Source organism: Micromonospora sp. MH99 (assembly GCF_021442385.1).
Taxonomy (GTDB): Bacteria; Actinomycetota; Actinomycetes; order Mycobacteriales; family Micromonosporaceae; genus Micromonospora.
On sequence record NZ_MUZA01000038.1, the window covers coordinates 36,762 to 58,498 of the forward strand.

General features: G+C 73.1%; 20 protein-coding genes. 13 read left to right on the plus strand and 7 right to left on the minus strand.

Features of this window, described 5'->3' with window-relative positions:
- Positions 1-7: 7 nt before the first annotated feature.
- Positions 8-1,252, minus strand: coding sequence for a cytochrome P450 (locus B0E54_RS19820; protein ID WP_234586871.1), 1,245 nt, complete (start codon positions 1,250-1,252; stop codon positions 8-10).
- A gap of 218 nt (positions 1,253-1,470) precedes the next feature.
- Between B0E54_RS19820 and B0E54_RS19825 the strand changes: the two genes are divergently transcribed.
- Positions 1,471-1,860: a hypothetical protein gene (locus B0E54_RS19825; protein ID WP_234586873.1), complete on the plus strand. Its 390-nt coding sequence runs from the start codon at positions 1,471-1,473 to the stop codon at positions 1,858-1,860.
- Between the two features lie 51 nt (positions 1,861-1,911).
- Here B0E54_RS19825 and B0E54_RS19830 read toward each other — a convergent pair whose 3' ends face one another.
- A complete protein-coding gene (locus B0E54_RS19830) occupies positions 1,912-2,130 on the minus strand; it encodes a DUF397 domain-containing protein (protein ID WP_007464035.1) in 219 nt (72 codons plus the stop codon).
- A gap of 68 nt (positions 2,131-2,198) precedes the next feature.
- On the opposite strand from B0E54_RS19830, the gene pepN reads away from it, so the two are divergent.
- A complete protein-coding gene (gene pepN, locus B0E54_RS19835) occupies positions 2,199-4,715 on the plus strand; it encodes an aminopeptidase N (RefSeq protein WP_234586875.1) in 2,517 nt (838 codons plus the stop codon).
- A 91-nt stretch (positions 4,716-4,806) separates the two neighbouring features.
- On the opposite strand, the gene B0E54_RS19840 is transcribed toward pepN, so the two are convergent.
- Both B0E54_RS19840 and B0E54_RS19845 read right to left on the minus strand, forming a co-directional pair.
- Positions 4,807-6,021, minus strand: coding sequence for an FAD-dependent monooxygenase (locus B0E54_RS19840; protein WP_234586877.1), 1,215 nt, complete (start codon positions 6,019-6,021; stop codon positions 4,807-4,809).
- Positions 6,022-6,180: 159 nt separating this feature from the next.
- Positions 6,181-6,840, minus strand: coding sequence for a PadR family transcriptional regulator (locus B0E54_RS19845; RefSeq protein WP_234586879.1), 660 nt, complete (start codon positions 6,838-6,840; stop codon positions 6,181-6,183).
- Between the two features lie 128 nt (positions 6,841-6,968).
- On the opposite strand from B0E54_RS19845, the gene nadD reads away from it, so the two are divergent.
- The 5 genes from nadD (at position 6,969) to B0E54_RS19870 (ending at position 10,414) form a co-directional block, all read left to right on the plus strand.
- A complete protein-coding gene (gene nadD, locus B0E54_RS19850; protein WP_203178711.1) occupies positions 6,969-7,565 on the plus strand; it encodes a nicotinate-nucleotide adenylyltransferase in 597 nt (198 codons plus the stop codon).
- A 110-nt stretch (positions 7,566-7,675) separates the two neighbouring features.
- On the plus strand, positions 7,676-8,083 hold the full coding sequence (rsfS, locus tag B0E54_RS19855) for a ribosome silencing factor (protein ID WP_234586881.1): 408 nt from the start codon (positions 7,676-7,678) through the stop codon (positions 8,081-8,083).
- Positions 8,080-8,709, plus strand: a complete 630-nt coding sequence (locus B0E54_RS19860) for a histidine phosphatase family protein (RefSeq protein ID WP_234586884.1) — start codon at positions 8,080-8,082, stop codon at positions 8,707-8,709. The genes rsfS and B0E54_RS19860 overlap by 4 nt, the downstream gene beginning before the upstream one ends.
- Positions 8,710-8,781: 72 nt before the next feature.
- On the plus strand, positions 8,782-9,636 hold the full coding sequence (locus tag B0E54_RS19865) for a DegV family protein (protein ID WP_234586886.1): 855 nt from the start codon (positions 8,782-8,784) through the stop codon (positions 9,634-9,636).
- Positions 9,637-9,640: 4 nt separating this feature from the next.
- Positions 9,641-10,414 carry an SDR family NAD(P)-dependent oxidoreductase gene (locus B0E54_RS19870; RefSeq protein WP_234586888.1) on the plus strand — a complete coding sequence of 258 codons (774 nt, stop codon included), beginning with the start codon at positions 9,641-9,643 and terminating at the stop codon, positions 10,412-10,414.
- Between the two features lie 82 nt (positions 10,415-10,496).
- Here B0E54_RS19870 and B0E54_RS19875 read toward each other — a convergent pair whose 3' ends face one another.
- Complete coding sequence (locus B0E54_RS19875) at positions 10,497-11,975, minus strand: arabinofuranosidase catalytic domain-containing protein (protein ID WP_234586890.1); 1,479 nt, start codon at positions 11,973-11,975, stop codon at positions 10,497-10,499.
- A 348-nt stretch (positions 11,976-12,323) separates the two neighbouring features.
- Between B0E54_RS19875 and B0E54_RS19880 the strand changes: the two genes are divergently transcribed.
- The 4 genes from B0E54_RS19880 (at position 12,324) to B0E54_RS19895 (ending at position 17,026) form a co-directional block, all read left to right on the plus strand.
- A complete protein-coding gene (locus tag B0E54_RS19880) occupies positions 12,324-13,004 on the plus strand; it encodes a helix-hairpin-helix domain-containing protein (protein WP_374109292.1) in 681 nt (226 codons plus the stop codon).
- On the plus strand, positions 13,001-15,409 hold the full coding sequence (locus tag B0E54_RS19885) for a ComEC/Rec2 family competence protein (protein ID WP_234586894.1): 2,409 nt from the start codon (positions 13,001-13,003) through the stop codon (positions 15,407-15,409). The genes B0E54_RS19880 and B0E54_RS19885 overlap by 4 nt, the downstream gene beginning before the upstream one ends.
- Positions 15,410-15,635: 226 nt before the next feature.
- Complete coding sequence (gene holA / locus B0E54_RS19890) at positions 15,636-16,616, plus strand: DNA polymerase III subunit delta (protein ID WP_234586908.1); 981 nt, start codon at positions 15,636-15,638, stop codon at positions 16,614-16,616.
- 29 nt (positions 16,617-16,645) lie between these two features.
- Complete coding sequence (locus tag B0E54_RS19895; protein ID WP_234586910.1) at positions 16,646-17,026, plus strand: hypothetical protein; 381 nt, start codon at positions 16,646-16,648, stop codon at positions 17,024-17,026.
- Between the two features lie 137 nt (positions 17,027-17,163).
- Here the strand turns inward: B0E54_RS19895 and rpsT are convergent, their stop codons facing one another.
- A complete protein-coding gene (gene rpsT, locus B0E54_RS19900; protein ID WP_007464006.1) occupies positions 17,164-17,430 on the minus strand; it encodes a 30S ribosomal protein S20 in 267 nt (88 codons plus the stop codon).
- A 268-nt stretch (positions 17,431-17,698) separates the two neighbouring features.
- Positions 17,699-18,685 carry a phosphotransferase gene (locus tag B0E54_RS19905; protein WP_234586896.1) on the minus strand — a complete coding sequence of 329 codons (987 nt, stop codon included), beginning with the start codon at positions 18,683-18,685 and terminating at the stop codon, positions 17,699-17,701.
- A 61-nt stretch (positions 18,686-18,746) separates the two neighbouring features.
- Here B0E54_RS19905 and B0E54_RS19910 point away from each other — a divergent pair, with 61 nt between their 5' ends.
- Both B0E54_RS19910 and lepA read left to right on the plus strand, forming a co-directional pair.
- Positions 18,747-19,283, plus strand: a complete 537-nt coding sequence (locus B0E54_RS19910; RefSeq protein ID WP_234586899.1) for a DUF4240 domain-containing protein — start codon at positions 18,747-18,749, stop codon at positions 19,281-19,283.
- Between the two features lie 117 nt (positions 19,284-19,400).
- Positions 19,401-21,275 (plus strand): translation elongation factor 4, encoded by a 1,875-nt coding sequence (gene lepA, locus B0E54_RS19915; RefSeq protein WP_234586902.1) that lies wholly within the window; start codon positions 19,401-19,403, stop codon positions 21,273-21,275.
- The last annotated feature ends 462 nt before the right edge of the window (positions 21,276-21,737 follow it).

Here is a 21,737-nt window from a genome sequence, read left to right on the forward strand (position 1 = left end):
GACGGGGTCAGGCGCGGCGGACGTTGGTGAGCGTCAGTCCGCTGGGCGGCAGCGCGGGCATGCGCCGCAGGTCCAGGGTCAGGTCCTGCGGCGGGACCTCGTAGCGCATGCCGCCGGTCAGGTGGGTGACCGCCCGCTTCATGAGGTCGATGGTGATCCACTCGCCGGCGCAGCGGTGCCCGGCGGTGTAGTCGCCGCCGCCCTGCGGGACCAGTTCGAACGGGTCCACCCGGCGGCCGGCGAACCGCTCGGGACGGAACAGCTCCGGCTCGGGCCAGATCGCCGGGTGGTGGTTGGTGCCGTAGAGGTCGAGCAGCACCCGGCGTCCGCGTGGGAAGTGGTGGCCCTCCCAGTCGAACGAGCGCCGGACCCGGGCGGCGGCCATCGGAAAGAACGGGTAGTAGCGACGTACCTCCTGGACGAACTGCTCGGTGGCCTCGTCGTCGCCGTCGACCCGCTCCCGCCAGCCGGGATGGTCGCGCAGGGCGAGCGCGGCGAAGACGATGTACCGGTCCACGGCGACCACCGGGCGCAGCAGGTTGAGCAGTTCGACGGCGGCGATGCGGCGGGGGAGCAGCGCCCCGCTCGCGTCGCGGTGCTCGGACACGATCTCCAACGGGCTGCCGACGGGCGCCGGGTGGATGCCGGTGCGGGCCCGTTCGACGAGGTCGCCGATCCAGCGCTCGGCGCGACGGCGGGCGAAGAGGCCCCGCCAGTGCCGGGGGCCGACGACCGCCGGGCCCTCGATCATGGCGTGCAGTTCGACCGCGCGTCGGTTGACCTGCGAGCTGGCCAGCGGCACCCCCGCCCACGCGCAGACCGCCCGGGTCAGCAGGCGGCCCAGCTCGTCGTAGAGCGGCACCGGCCCGGCCGCCTCCCACGCGGGGATCCGCGCCCGCCACTCGTCGTCGAAGAGCTGCCCGAGGCGCTGGATGGCCGCCGGCGTCATGATCGACATGAACATGGCCTTGCGGTCGGAGTGCGCCGATCCGTCCAGCCCCTGCACGCCACCCCGGCCGGTGAGCGTCCGCTGCACCCGCAGGGGCATCGCGCTGTCCCGCTGGAAGCGTTCGCTGTCGTAGAACAGCATCGCCGCCGGCCGGCCCCGCAGGCAGATGGTCGGTGCGAGCAGGATCCGGGCCTGGAAGACATCGCTGCCGTACCGCTCGCAGCGCTCACCGATGAACCGGTAGCCGGAGCGCAGCAGCGCGAGGGTGCTGTCCGGCGTGCGGTCGGCCGGCATGGTCGCCATCGGGGTCTCCTCGGGTGCGGGCGGTGGCCGGCGTCGCCGTCGCGCTGGTCTACCCGTGTCGCCGCCGCTGAATCCCCGCGGCGACAGCGCGTTGGCTGGCCCCTCCCACGGGCGGCGGAACCTGGTTGGCTGGCTGGTGGGACCGCCGTGCGCCGGCAGCACCGGTCAGCCGGTCCGGTCCTCGGTGGGCCGATGGCCACGACCACGGGGAGGGCGAGATGCACGACAACAGGTCGCCGCACTGGCGGCAACGGCGGGCGGTCGCGGCGACGGGCGCGGATCGTGGCCTGCGTCCACTCATCGGCCCGCCCGGCCGGCCGACGAGACCGCGCCGGTTCTTCACCGTGCACCTGGGGTTCACCGCGCCGGACGCGGCCGACGCCCGCGAGCAGGCGGTGACGTACGCGGAGGCGCTGAGCCTGCTTCGTCCGGAGGTGGCCCTCGGCGCGGCGGCCCTGTCGCCGGCCGACGCGTGGCACCGGGCCGAGCGGCTGTTCTGTGGCGCGGTCGGCCCGGACGGGGAGCGCTGCGTCGATGTCGCCGAGCATCCCGGCTTCCACCACGCGCCGGGTCCCGGCGGTCTCGGCTGGGGCGACGGTGACGCCTGACCTGGCGTCGCGGGTGGCGGTCGATCCACGCCACCCGCGACCGCCGGGCGATCAGTCCAGGTCGAACTCGCCGTCCTGCGCACCGGCGACGAAGGCGTCCCACTCGGCCTGGGTGAAGACGAGCACCGGGCCCTCCGGCTCGGCGGAGTTGCGCATCCCGATCAGATCGTCGACGAACGCGACCTCGACGGCGCTCTCCGAGGTGTCCCCCTCGGCCCGTTGCCAGACGGCCCGGGAGAGGTCGAAGTCGCCCTTGGGGTGCTGCGCCATGGTTCTTTCCTCCAGTGCGGGGGCCGTCTGGGGATCGCGTGCCGATCCCCATCGGGCAGGATAAGCGGATGCCGAGCCTGACCCGTGTAGAGGCGACCGCGCGTGGCGCGGCGATTACTGTCGAGTCCTATCAGGTGGACCTCGACCTGACCGGCGACGGGGAGCTGTTCCGCTCCCGCGTCGAGATCCAGTTCCGGGCGACCCCCGGCAGCGACACCTTCGCCGAGGTCAAGCCCGCCAACCTCCTGGCCGTACGCCTCAACGACCGCGACGTCGACCCCGGCACGTTGACCGACAACCGGCTGCCGTTGGATGACCTCGCCGCCACCAACACCCTCGTCGTCGAGGCAGAGATGGCGTACTCCAACACCGGCGAGGGGATGCACCGCTTCGTCGACCCGGCCGACGGCGAGACCTACCTCTACGCGGTGACGTTCCTGGACAACGTCCAGCGCATCTTCGCGGCGTTCGACCAGCCCGACCTCAAGGCGTCGTTCACCCTCGCGGTCACCGCGCCGCCGGAGTGGACCGTCTCCAGCAACGCCGAGGTGGCCGCCAATCCGGCCCCCGGGCGCTGGGAGTTCGCCCCGAGCGCGCCGCTGTCCACGTACTTCTTCTCGCTGATCGCCGGGCCGTACCACGTGCGACGCACCGAGCACGACGGCGTGCCGCTGGGCCTCTACTGTCGACGGTCGCTCGCCGAGCACCTCGACGCCGACGCCGAGGAGATCTTCACCGTCACCCGGCAGTGCCTGGACCGGTTCCACCAGCTCTTCGCCGAGCGCTACCCGTTCGGCAAGTACGACCAGGCGTTCGTCCCCGAGTTCAACGCCGGCGCGATGGAGAATCCGGGCATCGTCACCTTCCGCGACGACTACGTGTTCCGCTCGGCGGTCACCGACACCCAGCGCGAGCTCCGGGCCACCACGATCGCTCACGAGATGGCCCACATGTGGTTCGGTGACCTGGTCACCATGCGCTGGTGGGACGACCTGTGGCTCAACGAGTCGTTCGCGGAGTACCTGGGCACCCGGGTCACCGCCGAGGCGACCCGCTTCGGCCAGTCGTGGACCACGTTCGCCATGCGCCGCAAGGCCTGGGGATACGCGGCCGACCAACGACCCTCCACCCACCCGGTCGCCCCGCAGGAGGTGGCCGATGCCGACGAGGGTCTGCTCAACTTCGACGGCATCTCGTACGCCAAGGGCGCCTCCGTGCTGCGGCAGCTCGTGGCGTGGCTCGGCGACGAGGCGTTCCTCGCCGGCCTGAACGCGCACTTCGCGGCGCACCGCTTCGGCAACGCCACCCTCGCCGACCTGCTGGCCAGCCTGAGCGCGGCCAGCGGCCGGGACCTGTCCGGTTGGGCCGAGCTGTGGCTGCGTCAGCCGCAGGTCAACACGCTGCGCGCCGAGGTATCCGTCGACGCCGACGGCCGCTACGCCGAGGTCGCCGTGGTGCAGACCGCGCCCGAGTCGCATCCGGTGCTGCGTCCGCACCGCATCGGCGTGGGCCGGTACGCGGCGGACGGCACGGTCCGGCGTACCGAGGTGGATCTCGACCCGGCCGTCGACGGTGGCCGGACCGTGCTCGACGAGCTGGCCGGCGAGCCGGCGGCCCAGGTGCTGCTGCTCAACGACGGTGACCTCACCTTCGCCAAGGTGCGCCTCGACCCGGCGTCGGCGGACGCCGTCGCGCTGCTCCTGCCGCGCCTGACCGACCCGCTCACCCGGGCGGTGCTCTGGGGCGAGGCACTGGACGCGGTGACCGACGGGGAGCGGCCGGTCGGCGGCCTGGTCGACCTGATGGTCGCGGCCCTGCCCGCCGAGACCGAGGTGATCATCGCGGAGGACGTGCTGACCCTCAGCCGGTCCCTGGTGGACCGCTACCTCGACCCGCTGGCCCGTTCGACGGCGCTGGCCCGCGTCGCCGAGGCGTGCCGCCAGTTGCTGGACGGCGCGGCGCCGGGGGAGTCGTTGCAGCTCGCCGCCGCGCGGGGCTGGATCGCCGCGACCACCGACGCGGACCTGCTCGTCGGTTGGCTCGCCGGCCGGGACGTCCCGGCGGGGCTGAAGGTCGACGCCGAGCTGCGGTGGGCAGTGCTGCGCCGGCTCGTGGTGCTGGGCGCGGCGGGGGAGCCGGAGATCGCCGCCGAGGCGGCCGTCGACGTCAGCGCCACCGGCGCGGAACGGGCAGCCCGCTGCCGGGCCGCCGTGGGTGACCCGGCGGCGAAGCAGGCGGCATGGGAGATCATCGTGGGCGACACCGGGCTGTCCAACCGGCTGCTGGAGGCGACGGCCGAGGGGTTCTGGCAGCCCGAGCAGGCCGACCTGACCGCCGCGTACGTCGAGCGGTACTTCACGGAGATGCCGGCCGCCGCGCGTCGGCGTACCGGCTGGACGGCCGACTTGGTGGCCAAGCTGGCGTTTCCCCGCTACGCCGTGGCGCAGCCGACGCGGGAGGCGGCCGTGGCGCTGCTGGCCCGCGACGACCTGACCCCGGGCCTGCGCCGGGTGGTCACCGACGCGGACGACGACCTGCGACGCGCGCTCGTCGCTCGGACGGCGGTGGCCGCCGCCTCGGCCTGAGGCGGGTCACGGCGGCAGCCCGAGGTCGTCCCGCCGGAGCGTTTCGGCGCCGGCCGGGCGCGGGGTGGCCTGTCCACCCCGCGCCCGGCGGTCAGCGCAGCGCGGGCTCCGCCGTCACGGGGGCGTCGAAGTCGATGACGTGGCGCTGCTCGTGGGCGATGGTCCGCTCCGGGTCCATCGCCGTGCGCACGAGCAGCGGCATCAGCAGCGGCATCAGCGTCCGCGCGACCGGTCCCGGGGCCTTGGTGTGGTTGATCCGGGCCGCGCGGGCGGCGACCTTCTCGACCCGGGTGCGGCGCAGTCGCACGTACGCGTCGAACGCGGACGCCACGTCGGGCAGGTCCCGCAGGCAGCGGGCGAGCTGCACCCCGCTCTCGATGGCGAGCGAGGCGCCCTGCCCGGAGCTGTTCGACGGCGCGTGCGCCGCGTCGCCGACCAGCACCATCCGCCCCCGGTGCCAGTGCGGCACCGGCGGCATGATCTGCAACGACCCGACGGCCTGGAGTTCGGCGGCGCTGCTGGTGGCCATCAGCTGCCCGCCCGGGTCGTCGTCGCCGTAGGTCCCGCGCAGCGTGTCCAGCCACTGTTCGGCCGGCACCGCGCGGGCCTCGACGAGGCTCATCGGCCGCTGCTGCGGCAGGTTGGCCCCCCAGCGGGTGCCGCCGCCGGGCTCCGGCCAGTACAGGTAGTAGCCGCGTCGGCCGAACGCGAACGTCATCGTGCCCGCCTCGGCGTCCACCTCGTGCCGGGCGACCGCCTCGAAGCCGAGCAGCCCGGTGAACCGGGGGCCGGGCGCGGCCGGGTCGATGAGGCCACGGACCGTGGACCGGATGCCGTCCGCGCCGACCAGGACGTCGGCGGTGGCCGTGCTGCCGTCCTCGAAGCGCGCGGTCACGCCGCTGTCGGTCTGCTCGACGGCGACCAGCCGCCGCCCGTACGCGAAGGCGACGCCCTCGGCGACCGCCCGGTCGTGCAGCACGCGGTGCAGCTCGGCCCGGTGCACCACGCGCAGCGGCGGCACTCCGGCCAACGTGGGCAGGTCGATGCGCCGACGGCCGACGGCCATGACGGTGCGGTGCATTCCGGTGGCGATCGCCGTCACCGCCTCGTCCGCGCCGACGGCCCGTAGTGCCGCCACGCCGTTGGGCGCGAGCGCGAGGGTGCCGCCGATGCCGCCCACTCCGGCGGCGGTGGCCGGGTACGCCTCGTGAACGGTGGCGGTGATGCCGGCGCGGTGCAGCGCGAGCGCCGTCACCGGGCCGGCGATGCCGCCGCCGATGACGATCGCGGTTCGTGCCGTGGTCATGTTCTCTCCCTGGGTGTCGTCGGGTGCGTGCGTACGAACCGACCTGGGAGGGAACCCGGTTATCCTCGTGCTTGCCGCTTCGGGCCGGGTGCCTGCTCAGGTGTCGGTTCGAGGTAGGGCTCCGGCGGGGTGTTGGCGCACCCCGCCGGAGCTGTCTTCTCAGTCGGCGTTGTCGGGGTCGCTGCTGGTCCTCTCGGCCAGCTCGGTCAGCTCGGCCGGCATCTCGCCGGTCTCGTGGAAGGCCCGCCACGTGTCCAGCCCCGGGTAGCTGCCCGAGGTCAGCTCGGCGAGCAGGGCCCGCAGCCAGGTCGTCTCCGCGGCGCGCATGGCCAGGTCGTACTCCGACTCGACCAGGAACAGCCGGGGGATCTCCCGCAGATGGGCGTCGAGCGTCTCGCGGTCCCGGTGAAGCGCGTCGTCCAGCCGGTCGAGTCGCTGCCGGAGCAGGTCGATGGCCTCGTCGGGATGCAGGGCGGCGAGGACGGACAGGCCGGCCCGGAAGCGGGGATGCTCCGGCATTGGCGTGGCGACCAGCTCACGCGCCCAGTCGACAAGCTCGGCCCGCCCCGCGTCGGTGATCCGGTAGACGGTGCGTTCCGGACGTCGGCCCTCGCGGACGCTCTCCACTGCGGCGATCAACTGGTGCTTCTCCATGTTGCGGATGACCGTGTAGAAGGAGCCCCACTTGATCTCCATGTCCTGGTCCTTGCCCCGGGCGCGCAGGGTGCTGGCCATCTCGTAGGGGTGCATGGGCCGCTGGACGAGGGCAGAGAGCACGGCCAGTGCCAGCAGGTTGCCGACCTTGCGCCGCTTCGACATGACGTCCCCTTACTCGCTGACGACTACTCGCAGACGAGTATATGCACGGGATCGGCCCCCTGGCGACCCCCCACGCGCCGGCACCGGGCCCTGGCGGCCTGCCCCGGCGCCCGGCCTACGATCACGGGGTGGAGGAAGATATCCGGCGGATCGGGATCATGGGCGGCACCTTCGACCCGATCCACCACGGGCACCTCGTCGCGGCCAGTGAGGTTGCCGACCGGTTCGGCCTGGACGAGGTGGTGTTCGTACCGACCGGGCAGCCCTGGCAGAAGGCTGACGAACCGGTCAGCCCCGCCGAGGACCGGTACCTCATGACTGTCATCGCCACCGCCTCCAACCCCCGGTTCCAGGTCAGCCGGGTCGACATCGACCGCAGCGGCCCGACGTACACGGTCGACACCCTGCGCGACCTCCAGGCCGAGTACGGCCCCAAGGTGCAGCTGTTCTTCATCACCGGCGCGGACGCGCTGCAACGCATCCTGTCCTGGAAGGACCTGGACGAGATCTTCGAACTGGCGCACTTCATCGGGGTGACCCGTCCCGGCTTCCCGCTGACCGACGAGCACCTTCCGGCGGACACGGTCAGCCTGATCCAGGTGCCCGCGATGTCCATCTCGTCGACCGACTGCCGTGCCCGGGTCGCCCGGGGTGAACCGGTCTGGTATCTGGTGCCCGACGGTGTGGTGCAGTACATCGCCAAGCGACGCCTCTATCAGCCCTGATCACGTCCGGTATGCACCGTTCCGTGCGCCTAATCGACCAGAACTGACGGGTCGTGACCTCGCCTGGTGTGAGACGCTTGGAGGATCGCACGGTTGATCGAAGGAGAACGGTGACAGTTTCCGAACGCGCTCACGAGCTGGCAATCGCCGCCGCCCAGGCCGCCGCCGACAAGAAGGCGCAGGACATCGCGATCATCGACGTCGGCGACCAGCTCGCCATCACCGACGCGTTCCTGCTCGCCGCCGCCCCCAACGAGCGTCAGGTGCTCGCCATCGTCGACGCCATCGAGGAGCGCCTGCTGGAGCTTCCGGAGAAGGCCAAGCCGATCCGGCGCGAGGGTGAGCGTGGCGGCCGCTGGGTGCTGCTCGACTACGTCGACATCGTGGTGCACGTCCAGCACACCGAGGAGCGCGAGTTCTACGGGCTCGACCGCCTCTGGAAGGACTGCCCCACCATCCCGTTCGTCGACCGCGACCTGGTCGAGGCCGACGCCAGCGGGACCGCCGCAGCCGAATGACCCGGCTGATCGTCTGGCGGCACGGCAACACCGACTGGAACGCCGCCAACCGCGTCCAGGGGCAGACCGACGTACCCCTCAACGAGCTGGGCCGCGACCAGGCCCGCGCCGCCGCGCCGCTGCTCGCGTCGCTGCGTCCGGACGCCATCGTGTCCAGCGACCTGAGCCGCGCCGCGGAGACCGCGGCGGCGTTAGCCGCGCTGACCGGGCTGCCGGTCCGCACCGACGCCCGGTTGCGCGAGCGGCACTTCGGCAAGTGGCAGGGCCTGCACCTCACCGAGGTCGCCGAGCGCTTCCCCGCCGAGTACGCCCGCTGGCGGGCTGGCGACCCGGCCCCGGGAGCGGACCTGGAGCCGCTGCACGACCTCGGCGAGCGGGTCGCCGCGGCGTTCCTGGCGGCGGCCGACGTGACCCCCGGCGGGACCGTGGTCCTCGCCACCCACGGCGGCGGCTCCCGCCAGGGCATCGGCCACCTGCTCGGCTGGCCCACCGACGTGCTGCGCACCATCGGCTCGCTGGCCAACTGCCACTGGTCCGAGCTGCGGCACGACGACGTTCGAGGCTGGCAGCTGCGGGGGCACAACGTCGGCCTGGTCACCGCCCCGGCCGTCGTCGACGCGGTCTGAGCGCCGTCCCCACCCGGGGTCGGCGCGCTCGCGCCTCGGCGTATCCCGTCGTGATCGGCTAGCGTGCCGGGCATGCCCGTCGCGGTCGTCACCGACTCCACCGCCTACCTCCCGCCCGAGCTGGTGCGGCTGCACCGGCTGACCGTCGTTCCGCTGACCGTCGTGCTCAACGGCGCGGAGGGTCTGGAGGGGGTGGAGACCCAGCCCGCCGACGCCACCAGGGCGCTGCGTGAGCGGCGGGTCTCGGCCAGCACCTCCCGCCCGGCGCCCGAGCAGTTCGCCCGGACGTACCGCCGCCTCCTCGACGAGGGCGCCGACGGCGTCGTCTCGGTACACCTGTCCGCCGGCCTGTCCGGCACCGTCGAGGCGGCCCAGCTGGCCGCCGCCGACTTCGACGGTCGGGTCGAGGTCGTCGACAGCCGCTCCGCCGGCATGGGGCTCGGCTTTCCGGCCGTCGCGGCCGCCAGGGCCGCCGAGGCCGGGGCAGACCTCGCCGGTGTACGCGACGCGGCGCTCGCCGCCGTCGCCCGGACCACCGTCTGGTTCTACGTCGACACGTTGGAATTCCTCCGCCGCGGTGGCCGGATCAACGCGGCCGAGGCGCTGTTCGGCACCGCCCTGTCGGTCAAGCCGATCATGCACATGCCGGACGGGGCGATCGTGCTGCGCGAGAAGGTGCGTACCGCCATCCGGGGAGTGGCCCGCCTCGTCGACCTGGCCGTCGAGGCGGCCGGCGACGACGACGTGGACCTCGGCGTCCACCACCTGGCCGCGCCGGAACGTGCCGAGGCGCTGCTCGCCGCGCTCACCGAGCGGCTCGGCGCACGGCTGCACGACACGTACGTCTCCGAGGCCGGTGCGGTGGTCGCCGCGCACGCCGGGCCGGGACTGGCGTGCGTGGTCGTGCACCGCCGATCGGACGGCTGACCCGGTGGCCACCGCGTGCGTGGTGACAGGTGGCGGCCGTGGCATCGGCCGGGCGGTGGTGCAACGGCTGGTGACCACCGGCGTCACAGTCGTCGTCGTGGAGCGCGACGCCGAGGCGGTGGACTGGCTGGCCGGGCACCCGGCCGCCGACCGCCTGCTGCCGGTGGTCGGCGACGCCGGCGACGAGCGGGTGGCCGAGCGCGCCGCCGAGGTGGCCGAGCGCGCCGGCCGTCTCACCGGCTGGGTGAACAACGCAGCGGTCTTCCGGGACGCGGCACTGCACTCGGCGTCGGCCGACACCGTCCTGGACCTGATCGGGCTGAACCTGCGCCCGGCCGTGGTGGGCGCGGCGGTGGCGGTCCGCCGGTTTTTGGCCGCCGGCACGGGCGGGGCCATCGTGAACGTCTCGTCGCACCAGGCCCGCCGGCCGGTGTCGGGCGCCCTGCCGTACGCCACGGCGAAGGCCGCCGTGGAGGGGCTGACCCGAGCGCTGGCAGTCGAGTACGGGCGGCACGGCATCCGCGCGAACGCCGTCGCGCTCGGCTCGATCGCCACCGAGCGGCACGCCGAGTTCCTCGCCGCGCAGGAGCCGTCCCAGGCCGAGTGGATCGACGCCGAGCTGACCCGGCTGCATCCGGTGGGCCGGATCGGGCGCGCGGACGAGGTGGCGGAGGCGGTCGCGTACCTGCTGTCGCCGGCGGCGAGCTTCGTCAACGGGGTGACGCTGCCGGTCGACGGCGGACGAGCCGTGCTCGGCCTCGACCCGGAGGCCCGCTGACCCGGCGCGAGCGTGCCGCCTCCGGGCCATGCCGCCTCCGGGCCGTGGTGACGACCCGGAGACGGCGCGATCGGCGGCCTGATCAGCTACGCAGGGCCCACTGCTGGTTCTGCTGCCCGTTGCAGGCCCAGAGGATGAGCTTCGTGCCGTTGGCGGTGGCGGCGCCGTTGGCGTCGAGGCAGAGCCCGGACTGGACGCCGGTGATGGAGCCGTTCGCGTTGACGTTCCACTGCTGGTTGGTGCCGCCATGGCAGTCCCAGATGATGACCTGGGTGCCGTTGGTGGTGCCCTGACCGTTGGCGTCGAGGCATTTGTTGCCGTACACCTGGATCTGCTTTCCGGCGGTGTAGGTCCAGCGTTGGGCGGTGCTGTTGCTGATGCAGTCCCAGAGTTGCACCTGGGTGCCGTTGGTGGTCGTGCCGTTCGGCACGTCGACGCAGCGGCCGGACTGGGCGCCCACGACCTGGACGTTCTGCTGCGGGTTGCCGCCGCTGGCGGGGGTGTAGGCGGCAGCGGCGATGTTTGCCTGCACGGCGTCGTCGGTGGCGGCCGACGGGTAGCCGGACGTCAACACACCCTCGAAGAAGGTGCCCCGGCCGGTGATGCTGTTGTCGCCACCGATGCCGAGCAGGATCGCCCCCTCCTTCTTCATGGGGTTGTAGCCGTTGGGGCGTCGGCCGTCGAAGTACGTGGTCAGGCCGCCCGACTGTGCGTTCCCACCCCGGATCGCCCAGTGGTTCGGCTCGCCCTTGACCATGGCGGTCACGAAGCGGTGGTTGATCGACGCGATGTTGTTGTAACCCGCGTTCACCCCCGAGAACAGGCCCCACTCCAGGTCAGCCATGATCCAGGGGCCCGCCCCTGCTCCGTAGCCCCACTGCTTGTTGGCGCCGAAGTAGACCGTCTCCATGATGGCGCGCTCGTCGGCCTGGACGTTGGTCTGCGCGTTGCCGTAGTCGAAGCAGCACCATTGGTTGTAGTGCGTGCCGTCGACGACGGCGTAGATGCCCTCGGGCTGGTCGCCGGTCGCGACGCCGTTCGTGTTGTTGTTGCGGTAGCCGGTGCCGGGCGCGATGTAGACGCCGTACGCCTTCTGGCCGCCGATGGTGACCGGTGCCGCCTTCGCGTCGGCGAGGTTGTCGTACCCGCCGGCGGCGGGGCCGGTGAAGCCGCCTGGAGGCGCCTGGGTGAGGCGGTTGTTGCGGCCGGACTGGTCGTAGATGACCGTGATGACGCAGTTCGTGTTGGCGCAGAACGCGTCCTGGGTGGCGGCGTTGGCGACGCCCCCGGCAGTGAGCACGCCGACGTCGCGGGTGGTGTTGTCCGACGAGCGGCGGACCTGGTAGAGCGGGCCGTTGTACGCCCCGTACAGGGCTCGGGTGGTGCTGTGCGCGGCCACGCACGGCGTGCCGCCGGAGGCGTAGATGTCGCACGGGCCGGTGCCGGCGGCGCGGGCGACGCCGGGCGTCCCGGAGACCACGTAGACGCCGGCCCCGGCGACGAGGACCAGCAGGGTCCCCGCTGCGGCCAGCAGGCGGTGCAGCCTTCTCTTCATGTCCATGGATTCCCCTTGCGGTGGCGGTGGTGGTGGGGGACGGCGTCACGCATGATAACGCTAACATTAACCGTCATCCATGCGTCTGTCGCTACCTCCGACGGCCAGGGGAGGCCCGGTCCTAGCAGACGCGAGCATGATCAGGGCGTTGTCCACAGAGGCGTCGGCTGTCCACAGGTCGGGCCTGCGGTGACTCTCTCGTGGCGTCCGGCGTCCTAGCGTCGCGGCGTGTCAGACGACGAGGAGACAGCGGTACGTCAGCGTCTGCGCCGGTTGACGGCCACCACGGGTGGCGCGGCGTCGCTCGCGGGGGCGCTCCCGCTCGGCGTGCCGCCACCCAGGGTCGGTGCGCCGGTGACCGACCCGGCCGCGCACGTTCCCGCCGAGCCCGACGACAGCGGCGCCCCACGGCTGCCGGGCCCGGGTGCGTTCGATCCGGGGCGGCGGGGCGTCCGCGCGTTGGCGGTCGTCGCCCTCGTGGTGGTGCTGGCCGCCGCTGGTTGGGCGTGGCGGTCCCGGCCGCACGCGGAACCGGTAACCCCGTCGGCCGGCGCGGCGGCCCCGGCCGTTTCGGCGGAGCAGGGGAGCGTGTCGCCGGCCGGTGAGCTGGTGGTGGCGGTCGCGGGCAAGGTGCGCAGGCCCGGGTTGGTGCGTCTGCCGGCCGGGGCCCGGCTCGCCGACGCCGTGCAGGCGGCCGGTGGCCCGCTACCCGGGGTCGACGTGGCGCTGCTCAACCCCGCCCGCAAGGTCACCGACGGCGAGTTGATCGTGGTCGGGGTGACGCCACCACCGGCGCCGGGGGGAGGGGCGGATCCGGCAGCCGGCGGAGCACCTGCCGCCGGCGGTCCGCTGAACCTCAACACCGCGACGCTGGCCCAGCTCGACGCCCTGCCCGGGGTGGGGCCGGTGCTCGCCCAGCGGATCCTCGCCTACCGGGATCAGCACGGCGGGTTCAAGGGCGTCGGCGATCTGCGTCAGGTGGACGGCATCGGTGACGCGCGCTACGAACAGCTCAAGGATCTGGTGACGGTGTGAGCGGCACGCATCCCACGCCGTCGAGCCACCCGGACCCCGCCCGACCCCGGACGCCACCGCCGGATCTCCGGCTCGCCGGGCTGGCCGTGGCAGCCTGGCTCACCGCGCTTACCGGCCTGCACGTCGGCGTCCGTCCGCTCCTGCTGGTGGGCGGGACGGCGGCCGTGCTGTCGGCGTTGAGCGCCCTGCACCTGCTCGGCCGACTCGGCCACCCCCGCGCTGCCGCTCGTCGGCACGGCTGGGTCGCCGTCGCGGTCGGCCTCGGGGTGCTCTGTGGCGCGGCGGCGACCGCCGGCCGCCTGGCCGTCCGGGACGCGCCGCCGATCCGCGTCCTGGCCGAGCAGCGCGCTCCGGTCAGCGCCGAGCTGGTTGTCCGCGATGATCCGCGCCCGATCCGATCCGCCGGCCGTCCCGGCATGCTGCTGGTGTCGAGTGAGCTGATCCGGCTGACCGGTCCGGACGGCCAGCGGATTCGGACGTCGGCGCGGCTGCTGGTCCTGGCCACCGACCCGGGCTGGCGAGGTCTGCTGCCCGGTCAGCGCGTGACAGCCGAGGGTCGCCTCGGCGTTCCGCGCGGCGGCGATCTCACCGCGGCGGTGCTCGGCGCCACCGGACCCCCCGAGCGTCATGGTGCGCCGTCCTGGGCACAGCGCGCCGCCGGCACGCTGCGCGCCGGCCTGCAACGGGCCTGCGCTCCCCTTCCCGACGCTCCGGGTGGCCTGCTTCCCGGGCTGGTGGTGGGCGACACGAGCCGCCTGTCGCCCGCCGTCGAGGAGGACTTTCGGGCGACCGGAATGACGCACCTCAATGCCGTTTCGGGCAGCAACGTCGCGATCGTGTTGGGTGCGGTGCTGTTGTTGGCCCGCTGGGCGCGCGCCGGCCCATGGCTCGCCGGCCTGCTCTGCGGGGTGGCGCTGGTGGGGTTCGTCATCCTGGTCCGGCCGTCGCCGAGCGTCGTCCGGGCCGCCACGATGGGGGCGATCGGCCTCGTCGCACTGGCCGCCGGCCGACCTCGGGCCGCGCTGCCCGCGCTGGCCGCCGCCGTGACAGTCCTGGTGCTGGTCGACCCCGAGTTGGCCGGCGACGCCGGGTTCGCGCTGTCCGTGCTGGCCACCGGCGGTCTGCTGCTGCTCGCGCCGCGCTGGCGCGACGGGCTGCGCCGCCGGGGTGTTCCGGCCGGGCTGGCCGAAGCGTTGGCGGTGCCGGCGGCCGCCCAGGTGGCCTGCGGGCCGGTCGTCGCCGGCATCTCCGGCACGGTCAGCCTGGTGGCCGTACCGGCCAACCTGCTGGCGGTGCCGGCCATCGCGCCCGCGACGGTGCTGGGCGTGACGGCCGCCGTGCTGTCACCGCTCTGGCCGGCGGGGGCCGGATTCGTCGCGTGGCTGGCAAGCTGGCCCGCCTGGTGGCTGGTCGTCATCGCTCGCCAGGGCGCCCGCCTCCCGGCCGGCATTCTGCCCTGGCCGGGTGGCGCGTGGGGCGCCCTGCTGCTGGCCGGGCTGACCGTGGCGCTGCTGGTCGCCGCACGTCGACCGCTGGTGCGCCGGCTGGTGGCAGTCGTCGCCGTCGCGGCGCTGCTCGGCGCCCTCGGAGTCCGGCTGATCGCCACCGGCTGGCCGCCGCGCGGTTGGGTGGTGGTGGCCTGCGCGGTGGGCCAGGGTGACGCCCTGGTGCTGCCCGTCGCCCCCGGCCGGGCGGTGGTGGTCGACGCCGGCCCGGACCCGAGCGCGGTGGACGCGTGCCTGCGCCGGCTCGGCGTCCGGGAGGTGCCGCTGCTCGTGGTCAGCCACTTCCACGTCGACCACGTGGGCGGCGTGGCCGGCGTGTTCCGGGGCCGGCGGGTGACAGCCGTGCTGACCCCGCCATCGACGGACCCGGCCAGCGGCCGGGACGCGGTCCGCGCGGCGGCGATGGGCGGGCGGGCCACGCTGCTCGGCACCACCGCCGGGGCGCTGCATCGGGTCGGCGGTGTCGACCTGCTCGTGCTCGGTCCGCCGTACCCGCTGGCCGGCACCAGGTCCGATCCGAACAACAATTCGTTGATGCTGCGGGCCACGGTCGCCGGCGTGCGGATCCTGCTGCCCGGCGACGCCGAGACCGAGGAGCAGCACGCCGTGCTGGCCCGGACGGCGGCGGAGCAGCTGAGGGCGGACGTGCTGAAGGTCGCCCACCACGGCTCGGCGTACCAGGACGACAGCTTTCTGGCCGCCGTCCGGCCGGCCGTCGCGTTGGTGCCGGTCGGCGCGGGCAACACCTACGGGCACCCGAGCCCGCCGCTTCTGGCCCGGCTCAGCAGAGGCGGCGCCCGGGTCCTGCGGACCGACACCGATGGTGACCTGGCGGCGATCCGGACCGGCGACGGGCTGGCAGTGGCCCGTCGAGGGGTGCGACCCGGGCGACCACCGTGAGACTCGACGGCGGGCAGGCGGGCTCTGCCGTCGCGAGGTGGGCCGGTTCTGCCGTCGCGGGAGTGGGCTGGTTTTGCCGTGGAAATTGCAGCGCGGCTGATGAAATGGCGACCGTCTTGCGGATTAAATTGCGAACCGAGGTAAATGTCTGGATTTGCGCTTAGTGCGGGCTGCACCGACCGGGCGGCGAATGAGCAGGCCCGTACCCGCCGTGGGCCGTGCGAATATGGGCGACGTGACCCCCGCCAGCCTCGCCCCCATTCTGCTCGTCCTCGGCGACGAGGAGCTGCTCGCCACGCGCGCCGTGACCGAAGCTGTCGAGCGGGTCCGCAGCGTCGAGACCGAGGTGGACGTTCGCGAGTACCAGGCAGGTGCGCTCACCGTCGGTGAGATCGCCGAGATGCTCAGCCCGTCGCTGTTCGGTGGGCGGCGGCTGCTCATCCTGCGCTCCGGTCAGGACGCCCGCAAGGACCTGGTCGCCGCGCTCCTGGCGTACGCGAAGAATCCCGACCCGGACGTCCAGTTGCTGGTGCTGCACCTGGGTGGCGCCAAGGGCAAGGCGTTCGCCGACGGGCTGCGGTCGGCAGGCGCGACGGTGATCCCGGCGGCCAAGCTCAAGGGGCACCGCGAGCGGGTCGCCTTCGTCCGAGACGAGATCCGCCGGTCCGGCGGCAGGTGCACCGACGACGCCGCCGAGGCGTTGATCGCGGCGGTCGGCAACGACCTGCGCGAACTGGCCGCCGCCTGCTCCCAGCTCATCGCCGACACCGACGGGCGGATCAGCGCCGAGACGGTGGCCCGCTACTACCGGGGGCGGGTCGAGGTGACCGGCTTCACGGTGGCGGATGCCACTATGGTCGGCGATGTGCCGGCCGCCCTGGAGGCGCTGCGCTGGGCCCTGCACGTCGGTGTCGACCCGGTGCCCATCGCCGACGCCCTGGCCGACGGGGTGCGTACGGTGGCCCGGGTGGCGTCGGCCGGGCGGGGCAACCCGTACCAGCTCGCCAGCAGTCTCGGCATGCCGGCCTGGAAGATCGAGCGGGCGCAGCGGCAGGGGCGCGGCTGGACGCCGGAGGGGCTGGTCCAGGCCATGCAGGTCGCCGCCGAGTGCAACGCGGCAGTCAAGGGCGGCTCGGACGACCGGGCGTACGCCCTGGAGCGCGCGGTCTTCTCGGTGGCGGCCGCCCGGCAGGGCAGCGGCCGGTGACGCGGCCGAACCGTACGGCGTGGGCCACCATGCCCGCCGACGAGGAGAGGTACCGGCCGCTCTACGCCCGGCTCCTCGGCCTGCGGTTCGTCAACCCCGGCGGGGTGCTCTGCTTCCTCTTCTTCGAAGGCGCCATCGCCCTGGCGGTGCTGCTCGCCCTCGCGGAGCTGGTGACCTGGTGGGCGGTGGTGGTGCTGCCCGTGGTGGTGGCGGCGATGGTCAAGCTCAACGACATGGTGGCCGCCGTGGTGGTCCGTTCCGCCGCGCTCGTGCCCGAGCAGGAGCGGGACCGTTTCCGTCGGCAGATGGAGCCGGTCGTCGGCCGGGCCCGGGTCTCGAACGCGGTGACCTCGGTGGTGGTCACGGCCGACCCGGTGCGGCCCACCCGCCGTACCGACCCGTTGGACTGACCTCCGGCCGAGGCCGCCGGCACGGGCACACCGATCGGGCCGCCGGCCCCACGTCAGACCGTCGACCTGTCCGTGGACACACGGAAGCCCCGGACCGAGGGTCCGGGGCTTTCCGAATCAGTCTGACGGTGAAGTCGTCAGGCGGAGAGCGCCACCACGCGCTTCGCGATCGCGGACTTGCGGTTCGCGGCCTGGTTGGAGTGGATCACGCCCTTGCTGACGGCCTTGTCCAGCTTGCGAGAGGCGTCCAGCATGAGGGCGGTGGCCTTCTCGACGTCACCGGCCTCGGCAGCCTCGTTGAACTTCCGGACGGCGGTCTTCAGCGACGACTTGACCGACTTGTTGCGCAGCCGGGCCTTCTCGTTCTGCCGGTTGCGCTTGATCTGGGACTTGATGTTCGCCACGCGACAGCCTCGTCTTGATAGCTCGGGTTGGTCAGCTTATTGCGCGGGATGACGAACATGCGTCATCGCTGCGCGAAGAGCCAGGTTACCAGGTCGCCCGGGACGAGCCAAAACGGCTCGGTCATCGCGCGGCCCATCCCGGCCCGACGACCACCAGACTACGCCCCCGCCAGGCCGGCTCCACCTCCCCGCGCCAGGCGGCCCCGCGTGCGCCAGGCCGGCTCCGCGTGCGTCAGGCCGGCCCTGCGTGCGCCGGGCCGGCTCCGCGTCACCGCCAGCCCTGTCGGCGGGTGAGCCAGTCGAGGGCCTGTTCGCCGCTCCACCGCTGGTGCGCCGACCGGTGCGGGGAGGCCGTGGTCGCTGTCGCGTCCGCTCCGGTGAGGTAGTAGCCGGCCAGCGCGGCCAGGGTGGCGTCCAGCGCGTCCGGGGGAGCGCCCGCCGACGCCGGGTGTTCGGCGAAGAGGCGGTCGGTGTCCAGGCCGCTGGCGTACGCGGTGAGCAGCAGGCCCACGAGGTCGAACCAGGCCGGCCCGGAACAGGCCCAGGTCCAGTCGCAGAACCACGCCCGTCCGTCACCGTCGATGAGCACGTTGTCCACCCGCAGGTCGCCGTGGATCATGCCGGTCGCGTCGTGGGCGTACCGGGGGAGGCGGGACTCCAGCGCCACCAGCTCGGGCAGTCGATCCCGGGCGGCGCAGGGCAGCGCCGGGAGCGGCTCCCGGCCGGCGGCGACCTCCTCCCACCAGAGGATGTCCGCGCGGGCCAGCTCGGCGAGCTGGGGCAGGCCCAGCGCGGTCAGCCCGGCCGGCGCGGTGGCCAGGGCGGCGGCGACCTCGGCGTACGCGGCGAGCGTGGCGTCCAGCTCGGTAAGCGTCCAGGGCAGGCGCGGGGCGTGGCCGTCGACCGCGTCGGTGCACAGCGCGAACCAGCCGGCCTCGTCCAGCGTCCACCGCAGGCGGGGCGCCGGCAGGCCGGCCGGCAGCCGGTCGAGGATCGCGGCCTCCCGCGCGTACGCCTGCACGAGGCGCGGTTGCTCGACGGCGGGTGCCGCCTTGACGAAGGCCCGACCACCGTCGGCGGTGTGGAGCACGGCGGCGAACCCCCGGGTGAAGCCGGCGGCCGCGGTCCGGGCGGTGACCACCGGCACGCCGAGGCGCCCGGCGATCGCGGCCCGCAGCGCGGCCGGGAGGTCTTGCCACGAGGGGCGCAGCGCACCCGCGTGGTACGGCACCGGGGGCAGCGGCGGGGAGGACACCCCACCATGCTGCCCCGGGGTACGTGCGCGGCGCGCGGCGACACTGCCAGACTGCCAAGCCATGAGGACCGAGGACTTCTGGCAGCTGATCGACCAGGCCCGCGCCGGAGGCGGGGGAGAACCCGGGCCGGTCGCCGCGCGGGCCGTCGCCCTGCTCGCCGAGCGCGACCCGGAGGACATCGTCGGGTACGCCCACCACCAGCGGCGGGTGCTGGCGGCCTCGCACAAGGCGGATCTGTGGGGCGCGGCGTACCTGATCAACGGCGGCGCGTCGGCGGACGGCTTCGAGCACTTCCGGGGCTGGCTGATGACCCAGGGGCGGGCGGTCTTCGCCCGCGCGGTCGGCGACCCCGACTCGCTGGCCGAACTGCCCCAGGTGCGGGCCGCCTCGCTCAGCGGGGAGGAGTTCTCCGCCGAGCAGATGCTCTCGGTGCCCTGGGACGCGTACCGCAAGGCCACCGCGTCGGAGCTGCCGGAGGACCGCGAGCCGGTGCGTACGCCCGATCTCAACGACTTCTGGGACTTCGACGACGAGGAGGAGGCCCGCCGCCGCCTGCCCCGGCTGGCCGCGCTGTTCGTCGAGCCGCCCCTGGAGTGAGAGGTCCTCGGGACCGATCCGTCGCCCGCGCAGTGGGCGTACCCCGGCGGCGTGGGAACATGGAGGGGGCCGGCGGTGCGCCGGCCTGTTCACGTCAGCCGACCAGAACGGACCGCTGTGCCACCGAAGCTCGATCCCGGCGCGAACGCCCCTGGTGCCACCGACCCCGGTCGCATCCGGAACTTCGGCATCATCGCCCACATCGACCACGGGAAGTCGACCCTGGCCGACCGGATGTTGCAGCTCACCGGCGTGGTCGACCCGCGGCAGATGCGCGCGCAGTACCTGGACCGGATGGACATCGAGCGCGAGCGCGGCATCACCATCAAGAGCCAGGCCGTCCGGATGCCGTGGACCATCCGCGAGGGCGAGCGGGCCGGTGAGCACGCGGTGCTCAACATGATCGACACCCCGGGGCACGTCGACTTCACCTACGAGGTGTCCCGGTCGCTGGCCGCCTGCGAGGGCGCCGTGCTGCTTGTCGACGCCGCGCAGGGCATCGAGGCGCAGACCCTGGCCAACCTCTACCTGGCGCTCGAGAACGACCTGCGCATCATCCCGGTGCTCAACAAGATCGACCTGCCGGCCGCCCAGCCGGAGAAGTACGCCGAGGAGCTGGCCCACCTCATCGGCGGCGACCCCGCCGACTGCATCCGGGTCTCCGGCAAGACCGGCGAGGGCGTGCCGCACCTGCTCGACGAGATCGTCCGGCAGTTCATCCCGCCGGTCGGCGACGCCGAAGCGCCCGCCCGGGCGATGATCTTCGACTCGGTGTACGACGTCTACCGCGGCGTCGTCACCTACGTCCGGGTCATCGACGGCCGGATCAGCGCCCGCGACCGGATCAAGATGATGTCCACCGGTGCGGTGCACGAGCTGCTGGAGATCGGCGTCATCTCGCCGGAGATGGTCAAGGCCGAGGCGCTCGGCGTCGGCGAGGTTGGCTACCTGATCACCGGTGTGAAGGACGTCCGGCAGTCCCGGGTCGGTGACACGGTCACCATCAACGCCCGGCCGGCGGCCGAGCCGCTCGGTGGCTACAAGGACCCGAAGCCGATGGTCTACTCCGGCCTCTACCCGATCGACGGGTCCGACTACCCGAACCTGCGTGAGGCCCTGGACAAGCTCAAGCTCAACGACGCCGCCCTGGACTACGAGCCGGAGACCTCCGGCGCGCTCGGCTTCGGCTTCCGCTGCGGCTTCCTCGGCCTGCTCCACCTGGAGATCATCCGGGAGCGGCTGGAGCGCGAGTACAACCTCGACCTGATCTCCACCGCCCCCAACGTGGTGTACCGGGCGATCACCGACGACGGCGCCGAGATCGTCGTCACCAACCCCAGCGAGTACCCCAACGGCAAGATCGCCGAGGTGTACGAGCCGGTGGTGCGGGCCACCGTGCTGACGCCCAACGACTACGTGGGCGCGGTGATGGAACTCTGCCAGGGCCGGCGCGGCAGCCTGCTCGGGATGGACTACCTCTCCGCCGACCGGGTGGAGCTGCGCTACACGCTGCCCCTCGCCGAGATCATCTACGACTTCTTCGACCAGTTGAAGAGCCGGACCAAGGGCTACGCCTCACTCGACTACGAGCCCTCCGGCGAGCAGGCGTCCGACTTGGTGAAGGTGGACATCCTGCTGCACGGCGAGCCGGTGGACGCGTTCAGCGCCATCGTGCACAAGGACAAGGCGTACAACTACGGCGTCACCATCGCCGCCAAGCTGCGCACCCTGATCCCGCGCCAGCAGTTCGAGGTGCCCATCCAGGCGGCCATCGGCAGCCGGGTCATCGCCCGGGAGACCATCCGCGCCATCCGCAAGGACGTGCTCGCCAAGTGCTACGGCGGTGACATCAGCCGTAAGCGCAAGCTGCTGGAGAAGCAGAAGGAAGGCAAGAAGCGGATGAAGATGGTCGGCCGCGTCGAGGTGCCGCAGGAAGCCTTCATCGCCGCCCTGTCCTCCGACTCCGGCGACACCAAGGCCCCAAAGAAGTAAGCGCCCGTCCCGGTCCCCCCCGGTCCCGCCTCCTGCGCTCCGGTCCCGCCTCCTGCGTCCCGGGCCCGCCTGCTGCGCCCCGGTCCCGCCTCCTGCGTCCCGGTGACGCCTCCTGCGTCCGGGTGATCAAGAGGTTTGCGTCAGTTGAGGTCCGGATCCTGACGCGAACCTCTTGATCACCCGTCCGGGTGGGCGTAGGCCCGCCCGGGCGGGTCGATGGTGGAGGAATTTTTTGGCCGTGAGGCGGGGTCGTCGCCCTGGGCAACATGTTGCCTGACCTGTGTGGACGCGCTCCCACCCCAATCGACGCAGCCGTTCCGCATCGACGCCGGCAACTTCTGTGCGGCTGAGTCGGTTTGGTTTTTCGGTGGGTCGGGAACTTAGGCGTCACGACAGGAAGCACACATTGTGTGTCAGACATTCTTAGAAGGAGGGCGACCGTGGAGCTCACCGTGTGGGGCA

What these genes read in the sequence shown, in the direction of transcription:
- B0E54_RS19875 (WP_234586890.1), bottom strand. Translation starts at nt 11,975, where the DNA reads ATGGACATGAAGAGAAGGCTGCACCGCCTGCTGGCCGCAGCGGGGACC.
- B0E54_RS19820 (WP_234586871.1), bottom strand. Translation starts at nt 1,252, where the DNA reads ATGGCGACCATGCCGGCCGACCGCACGCCGGACAGCACCCTCGCGCTG.
- holA (WP_234586908.1), top strand. Translation starts at nt 15,636, where the DNA reads ATGGGCGACGTGACCCCCGCCAGCCTCGCCCCCATTCTGCTCGTCCTC.
- B0E54_RS19865 (WP_234586886.1), top strand. Translation starts at nt 8,782, where the DNA reads ATGCCCGTCGCGGTCGTCACCGACTCCACCGCCTACCTCCCGCCCGAG.
- B0E54_RS19825 (WP_234586873.1), top strand. Translation starts at nt 1,471, where the DNA reads ATGCACGACAACAGGTCGCCGCACTGGCGGCAACGGCGGGCGGTCGCG.
- B0E54_RS19845 (WP_234586879.1), bottom strand. Translation starts at nt 6,840, where the DNA reads ATGTCGAAGCGGCGCAAGGTCGGCAACCTGCTGGCACTGGCCGTGCTC.
- B0E54_RS19860 (WP_234586884.1), top strand. Translation starts at nt 8,080, where the DNA reads ATGACCCGGCTGATCGTCTGGCGGCACGGCAACACCGACTGGAACGCC.
- B0E54_RS19840 (WP_234586877.1), bottom strand. Translation starts at nt 6,021, where the DNA reads ATGACCACGGCACGAACCGCGATCGTCATCGGCGGCGGCATCGCCGGC.
- B0E54_RS19910 (WP_234586899.1), top strand. Translation starts at nt 18,747, where the DNA reads ATGAGGACCGAGGACTTCTGGCAGCTGATCGACCAGGCCCGCGCCGGA.
- pepN (WP_234586875.1), top strand. Translation starts at nt 2,199, where the DNA reads ATGCCGAGCCTGACCCGTGTAGAGGCGACCGCGCGTGGCGCGGCGATT.
- B0E54_RS19895 (WP_234586910.1), top strand. Translation starts at nt 16,646, where the DNA reads ATGCCCGCCGACGAGGAGAGGTACCGGCCGCTCTACGCCCGGCTCCTC.
- B0E54_RS19830 (WP_007464035.1), bottom strand. Translation starts at nt 2,130, where the DNA reads ATGGCGCAGCACCCCAAGGGCGACTTCGACCTCTCCCGGGCCGTCTGG.